This is a genomic window from Spiroplasma sp. ald, from assembly GCF_044714355.1.
In the GTDB taxonomy this organism is placed as follows: Bacteria; Bacillota_I; Bacilli_A; order Mycoplasmatales; family Mycoplasmataceae; genus Spiroplasma; species Spiroplasma phoeniceum.
In genome coordinates, this window is the sequence record NZ_RXFY01000051.1 from 1 (window position 1) to 7,306 (window position 7,306).

Here is a 7,306-nt window from a genome sequence, read left to right on the forward strand (position 1 = left end):
AGTTTTATCTAAGAAATTAAATAACTTTAATAAAAATGTATTTTTGTTGTGGAAAAATTTAAAAAAATAGAAAAATATATTGACAATAAAATTAAAAGTAATACAATGTAAATAAGTAAGTAGTATATTATTCCACAATTTCTAAGATATTAATTTAAGACCCCAAAATAATTTATACGGCCAAAAATTATTGAAAAACAAAGGAGAATAAAATAATGAAAAAATTAATGATGATTTTAGCATCAGTATCACTATCAAGCCCAATTGTTGGGACAGCAATTGCATGTCATAGTCCTAAAACTGGGGGTGAAATTAATACAACAATAATACCAACTGTTGGTAATATTAAAGCAAATTTAAAAAAAGCAGGTTATGATGTTGATAACTTAGATGTTGATTTAGCGCCGGGAATGAAAACAGCAATTATTCGTTTTATGCCAGATGTTCCAAATCGCCCATTTTTAACAAAAAAAGTTGATTTAAAATGAACAACAAATGATATTAGTAAAATTATTACTGTTACATCATTGCCATATGATAATGGTTCTGGTACAAAATTAACCGTCGATGAAGTGTTAACTGTTGTTAATAGTTTAAATGGAACAAATTTTACTTTTTCTGATATTGAAATAAATCTTGATCAAGAAATTAGTCAATGAGTAATTACGCCAAAACCAGGTGGTAATTTTACTGGTTCAGCAGTTGAAATCGTTAATGAACCAATTACATTTTCGCAAGCATTTCCATTAAAAAATATTGGTGATATTTATCTCGCTGATGCAGTCTGAGAAGATTATAAAAAAGACCCTGAGGGTAAAACAATGAATATGACAGCAGCAATTATGGAGTTTGTTGGGGACCGAAATCGTTTCACAAGTTTATATAAAGATTCAATGTTAAAAGCGATTATGGGAGCTTTAGATGGTGGAATTGAAATATCAATTAATCAAGATAACGGGGAAGGGACTTTAAAAATTACAACGGAAGTTGAGCATGTTATTAATCATTCAACACTAACTGCTAATTTTACAGTCAAGACAACACCACGTAAGTTTTTAACGCAAGATAATGTTAAACCAACAGAAAAATTAATCCCTGTTAAATTAGATAAGATTTATACAAAAGAAACTGAAAACGAACTTCGTTATGATCTTGTTACAAAGCTATTAGGAAAACAATTTGCTGATCAATATCAGGAGATTTGATATAATGAAATTTGAGTAACTTTTAATGAGGATGGTAAAGGAGCAACTATTGAGGCTAAACCAGGCTCAAAAATTTTAGCAGCTTCTGATACTTTAGCTTCTTTAATGACAAAAATTCCAGCTTATAAATTAAATGTTACATTTGAATAAAAAGAAGAAATAAACTCATTAATCTTATGAGTTTATTTTTTTATTTGAACAGGCTATAATTAAAATTATTGCGGAATACAATAAAACATTAAAATATTTAGGGGGAATACAATGAGAACAATTTCATATATTTTATTAGGAATTATTTTAGTTATTTTAGTTATTTTTCTAATAATTTATTTAGTAAAAACACATAAAAAACCACTTGTAAATAATGATTCAGCATTATTACAGAAAGATATTCAAGCATCAAAAGAATTATTAGAGAAACAAGGATTAGGATTACAAAATCAACTTTCTGAACAAAAAAGAGAATTATTAACTTTAATTAGTGAATTTCAAACAAATTCAGTTAAAAATGATACTAAATTTAATCAAAACTTAACAATTTTAAATGAAGGATTAAGTAATTTTCAAAATAACTTGTCAAAGCAAGATACTGACTTAAAAAATAATTTAAACCATCAAGGTGGCATTATTTCCAAATCATTTACTGATGTTTTATCAAATTTAAAAGTTTTAAAAGAATCAACTACAACATTAAAAGAAGTTGAAGAAAAAGTTAAAACTTTAAATGATATTTTTTTAAATAATAAAAAACGAGGTAATTTAGGTGAATATTTATTAGAAAAAGTTTTAAGTGATATGTATGGTGAAGGTCATCAAGGATGAGACCGCCAATATAAATTGCCGACAGGAACTGTTGTTGATGCATTAGTTAAAACTGGTGGAGCAAAAGAAAACATTGCTATTGATGCGAAATTTCCATTAACAAATTATAATAAATACTTAGAAACAAGTGATACCGCAATTAAAAATAAATATTTAAATCTTTTTAAACAAGATTTAAAAGATCGAATTAATGAAGTTGCTAAGTATATTAATCTTGAAAATGAAATTTCAAGTGCAATTATGTTTGTTCCTTCCGAAGATTTATTTGCATTTATTTATGGCCAATTTCCAGATGATATTATTACTTTTGCATTTAAAAAACGGGTGTGAGTTACTTCACCAACAACATTATCAGCAATTTTATTTGTTTTAGAAAAACATATGCGTGAAGTTGCTTTTAATCAAAATATTGAAGCTATTAAAACTAATTTATTAAAAATAAAAGGCGAATTTGATCATTGAGTTGAGCGTTGACAAGAGTTTACGAAAAATTTTGCAAAATTTAATACTAATATTGAACAATTAAATACCACACATAATAAAATTCATAGTCAATATCAAAAAATTTTAAATGAGCAACAGTTAGAACAACCAACAGATTAAAATGAATGACGATAAAAGAAAAATATCTTAGAAGTAAGATATTTTTTTAATAATTTTTGAAATTAATTGTTAACAGAACTTTAATTTTGTTTTCCTTGTTATTGATTTTAATTAAAGTTATAATTATGTAAAGGCCAACACACGGAAAGTAAGAATAAAAATGAAAATACTAACAATGAAATTAAAACTTTTTAATGGTGTTGAAATCCCATTAATTGGGTTAGGTACATATAAAATGACTGATGAGCATAAAGTTTATCAAGCTGTTATTGCCGCATTACAAAATGGTTATCGTCATATTGACACTGCTCAAATCTATGGAAATGAAGAATTAATTGGCAAAGCAATCAAAGATAGTGGTGTTCCACGAAAAGAAATCTTTTTAACAAGTAAGATTTGAAATGCTAATCATAAGTACGATGTGGCATTACAGGAAGTAGATAACATACTAACACGGTTAGATACGGATTAATTTAGATTTATGTTTAGTTCATTGGCCCACTGCCGATTGAAATGAATGTTTTCGTGCGTTTAGAGACAGCGTATAAAGCAAAAAATTCGTGCAATTGGAGTCAGCAATTTTGAAGTTAGCCATTTACAAGAGTTAATCGCAATTAGTGAAATAAAACCAATGGTTAATCAAGTTGAACTTCATCCTGGTTTAAATAATATTGATGTTGTTAAATTTTGTCAAGCAAACAACATTATTATTGAATCATGAGCAACTTTAATACAAGGACAGTGTATGACAAATTCTACTGTTCTTAAAATTGCAGAAAAACACCAGAAAAGTCCTGTCCAAATTTGTTTAAAATGAGCAATACAACAAAATATTGTTGTTATTCCAAAATCAACCCATAAGGAACGTATTATTGCTAATAGTGAACTAGATGATTTTATGTTAGATGATGAAGATATGGCAGCATTATTTGCTTTACCACAGGTAAGATTAGGAGCTGATCCAAATAATTTTAATTTTTAATCACTATTTTTGTTATAATTTAAAAGATAGTTTATCAAAAAGAATGATTCGATGAAAAAATTGCTTAGTTTTTTTGGAACGATGATAATGTTTACAACTCCAAGTATTTTAACGATTAGTTGTATTTATCCAGAACATTATTATATTCCAACCCAAGATGCAACATTGCAGCCAGCAGTTGGCAAGTTTTTAACACATTTTATGTTACAACCCATTAATGATGAAGATGAATATTGAGTAAAACATCAAGATGATAATACAATTTTCACAATGTTTTCAAAAGAAAGAGAAGCTCATACTTTATGACCAATTATTAATTATAATTTTAATAATCCTTCAAATGTTCCAGCATTTGAGTTACCAACAACTAATGTTTTATTTAAAACATATATTGCAAGTATGCCAACCCATTTGCAAACAGCTAACCAATTATATCATGATTTTATTTTGTTTCCGTTAATTCGTAATACAACGGAGTATACTTATACGACGGGACAAACAACAATGTAAGAATATACTTTAGATGGTAGCCATTTTCCAACAACGATTTATTATTTAACAATTAATTTAAATTCAAATGTTTTTTGAAGTTATGAACTTAATAAAAATTTACAAGAATATTTAATTAATTATATTCAGAATCATCCAAGGTTTATTTTTAAACAAAATATGACAACAGCAGAAATTATTAAATTATGGCTAACAAATGTTTATAGTGATTCAAATAATTTTAAAATTAGTAATATTAAGACAATTGAAAATATTGATGAATTATATTGTTATTTAAAAAATAAAATTACTTTTCATTTTGATCAGTTAGATACTAGTAAAGTTAATCAAAATGGAAAATTTAATTTTAAAGTAACTGACCAAAATGGTAATTATATCTGAGAATTAAATGAATTAAAATACCAAATTCAAAACTAAATATAACAAAAATAGACACATAAATTTTATACTTTATGTGTCTATTTTTTATTTAAAGGCTACTTTTTTTTATAATTTAATCCAACAACATTTTTAACTTTTGTTATTTTTTTATTAGCAATTGCTCGTGCTTTTGTTGCTCCTAAATCAATTAATTCATCAATTGTTTGATCTTGCATTAATTTGTGGTATTTTTTTTGAATTGGTTCTAAAACTTCAATAATTGTATTGGCAACTTGTTCTTTTAATTGGCCATAATCGTGTTGAACAAATTCCTTAACAGCTGCTTCAATTGTTACTTTTTTTAAAACAGCATAAATTGTTAAAAGATTACTTACGCCTGGTTTTTGCTCAGGATTATAAGCAATTTTTCCTTCTGAATCAGTTACGGCGCTACGGATTTTTTTTCGAATTACTTCAGGTGCATCTAATAACCAGATAAAAGATTTAGGATCATTGGAAGACTTACTCATTTTTTTAGTTGGATTTTGTAAATCCATAATTTTGCCACCAATTGGTGGAATAAAGTCGGTCGGAATTTTAAATAAATCTTGTTGATAACGATCATTCATTCGTTCGGCAATATTTCGTGTTAATTCAATGTGTTGTTTTTGGTCTTTTCCAACTGGAACTAAATCAGTATCATATAATAAAATATCCGCGGCCATTAAAGTTGGGTAAGTTAATAATCCGGTTGGAATAAATTCAGTTCCATTTTCTGCTTTCATTTTTATTGATTTGTCTTTAAATTGTGTCATTCGTGATAATTCCCCAATAGTTGTATTGCACAATAAAATATGTGCTAATAAGGTAACTTCTAAGACATCTGATTGAACAAAAATAATTGCTTTTTGTGGGTCCAAACCACATGCATAATATAATGCAACCATATTTTTAATGTTATTTCGTAATTCTTCTTTGCTAATTGGAATTGTAATTGCATGTAAGTTTGCCACAAAAATAATTAAATTATTATCTTTTTGTAATTCAATAAAATTTTTTATCGCCCCAATATAATTTCCTAAAGTTAATTGTCCTGTCGCAGTAATGCCTGAAACAATTGTTGGTTTTTTTTGTTCCATATGTTTTCCCTTCTTGTCCAAATTTAATAACATATTTAGTAATATCATAGCAAATATTTTAGTTTTTCCAAAAGAAAAACAATAAAAGTAGTATTTTTCTTGGATTTTCAACCGATTTTGTTTACTATTTTTTGAACAAATAATATAATAACATTATACACTTAGAAGGAGAGTAAAAAATTATGTCGAGAATTGAGAAAATTAATGCTCGTGAAGTAATTGATTCACGAGGAAATCCAACTGTTCAAGTTGAAGTTTGAACAGAATTTGGCGGATATGGTTCAGCAATGGTACCATCAGGAGCTTCAACTGGAAGTCGTGAAGCATTAGAATTAAGAGATGGTGATAAAGGACGTTACCAAGGGAAAGGTGTTTTAAAAGCAGTTGGGAATGTTAATACAAAAATTGCCGAACAACTGGTTGGAATGGAAGTAACAAACCAAGTTGAAATTGATCATGCCATGATTACTTTAGATGGAACTGATTTTAAAAAGAATTTAGGTGCTAATGCAATGCTAGGAGTATCAATGGCTGTTGCAAAAGCAGCTGCTTCGGAATTAGAAATGCCATTATACAAATATTTAGGTGGTGTAAATGGGAAAAAACTACCTGTTCCAATGTTGAATATTATTAATGGAGGAGAACATGCTGATAGTGCAATTGATTTCCAAGAATTTATGATTATGCCAGTTGGAGCTGAAACTTTTAAAGAAGCTTTAAGATGATCATCAGAAATTTTCCATACTTTAAAAAAAATCTTACATGATAAAGGTGATATTACTGCTGTTGGTGATGAAGGTGGTTTTGCTCCGCATTTTAATTGAGCATATAAAGATCAAACTTTAGCTTCATTTCAAACAAAAACACCAGCTGAGGTTGCCTTAGATTTAATTGTTGAAGCAATTGAAAAAGCAGGATATAAACCAGGTAAAGAAGGTGTTATGATTGCAATGGATTGTGCTTCATCAGAATTATATTTTGATGATAAAAAATATCACTTTAAGAAAATTGAAAAAGTTACTGGTAAAGAATATGCCATTAAAACAGAAGAATTAATTAAATATTTAGACAAATTAGTTGATAAATACCCAATTATTTCAATTGAAGATGGTTTAGCAGAAGGTGATTGAGCTGGTTTTGAATTACAAGTAAAAACAATGGGACATAAAATTCAAATTGTTGGTGATGACTTATTTGTTACAAATCCAAAAATTACAGCAGAAGGGATTGCTCGTAACGCTGCAAATTCTGTTTTAATTAAATTAAACCAAATTGGAACAGTTACTGAAACAATTGATACAATTCAATTAGCACAAAAAGCAGGTTGAACAGCAGTTGTTTCACATCGTTCAGGCGAAACAGAAGATTCAACAATTGCTGATTTAGCAGTCGCTTTAAATACTGGTCAAATTAAAACAGGAAGTATGTCACGAAGTGATAGAATTGCAAAATATAATCGTTTATTAGCAATTGAAGATGAGTTAGGAACAGTAGCTGAATATGATGGAATTAAAACATTTTATAATTTAAAAAACATGTTGCTGATTTAAAAAAATAACCTTATAAAAGGTTATTTTTTTTATTATGATTATATAAATATTTATGGTGATAAAAGAATGTAACAATACCAAATATTTGAAATTTTAAAAAATAGTTGAAACATCGTTTTGATACTATATGTAGTA

The 7,306-nt window shown here is 27.5% G+C and carries 8 protein-coding genes; 7 read left to right on the forward strand and 1 reads right to left on the reverse strand.

From position 1 onward, the window contains the following. The first annotated feature begins 215 nt into the window (after positions 1-215). The 6 genes from EHU54_RS03445 to EHU54_RS03470 all read left to right on the forward strand — a co-directional run bounded on the left by EHU54_RS03445 (position 216) and on the right by EHU54_RS03470 (position 4,539). Complete coding sequence (locus tag EHU54_RS03445; RefSeq protein WP_400248957.1) at positions 216-1,355, forward strand: hypothetical protein; 1,140 nt, start codon at positions 216-218, stop codon at positions 1,353-1,355. A 111-nt stretch (positions 1,356-1,466) separates the two neighbouring features. Then, positions 1,467-2,630 (forward strand): DNA recombination protein RmuC, encoded by a 1,164-nt coding sequence (locus EHU54_RS03450; protein ID WP_400248958.1) that lies wholly within the window; start codon positions 1,467-1,469, stop codon positions 2,628-2,630. A gap of 160 nt (positions 2,631-2,790) precedes the next feature. Next, a complete protein-coding gene (locus tag EHU54_RS03455; RefSeq protein ID WP_400248959.1) occupies positions 2,791-3,102 on the forward strand; it encodes an aldo/keto reductase in 312 nt (103 codons plus the stop codon). Between the two features lie 93 nt (positions 3,103-3,195). Next, positions 3,196-3,612, forward strand: a complete 417-nt coding sequence (locus tag EHU54_RS03460; RefSeq protein ID WP_400248964.1) for an aldo/keto reductase — start codon at positions 3,196-3,198, stop codon at positions 3,610-3,612. Between the two features lie 51 nt (positions 3,613-3,663). Next, entirely contained in the window at positions 3,664-4,122 is a 459-nt protein-coding gene (locus EHU54_RS03465; RefSeq protein ID WP_400248960.1) for a lipoprotein, read from the forward strand. A gap of 159 nt (positions 4,123-4,281) precedes the next feature. After that, entirely contained in the window at positions 4,282-4,539 is a 258-nt protein-coding gene (locus EHU54_RS03470; RefSeq protein ID WP_400248961.1) for a hypothetical protein, read from the forward strand. Positions 4,540-4,598: 59 nt separating this feature from the next. Here the strand turns inward: EHU54_RS03470 and trpS are convergent, their stop codons facing one another. Further along, the gene (gene trpS, locus EHU54_RS03475; protein ID WP_400248962.1) at positions 4,599-5,621 is read right to left on the reverse strand and encodes a tryptophan--tRNA ligase; all 1,023 of its coding nucleotides are present in this window, start codon (positions 5,619-5,621) and stop codon (positions 4,599-4,601) included. Positions 5,622-5,803: 182 nt separating this feature from the next. Between trpS and eno the strand changes: the two genes are divergently transcribed. Continuing rightward, on the forward strand, positions 5,804-7,171 hold the full coding sequence (gene eno, locus EHU54_RS03480) for a phosphopyruvate hydratase (protein ID WP_400248963.1): 1,368 nt from the start codon (positions 5,804-5,806) through the stop codon (positions 7,169-7,171). Positions 7,172-7,306: the final 135 nt, after the last annotated feature.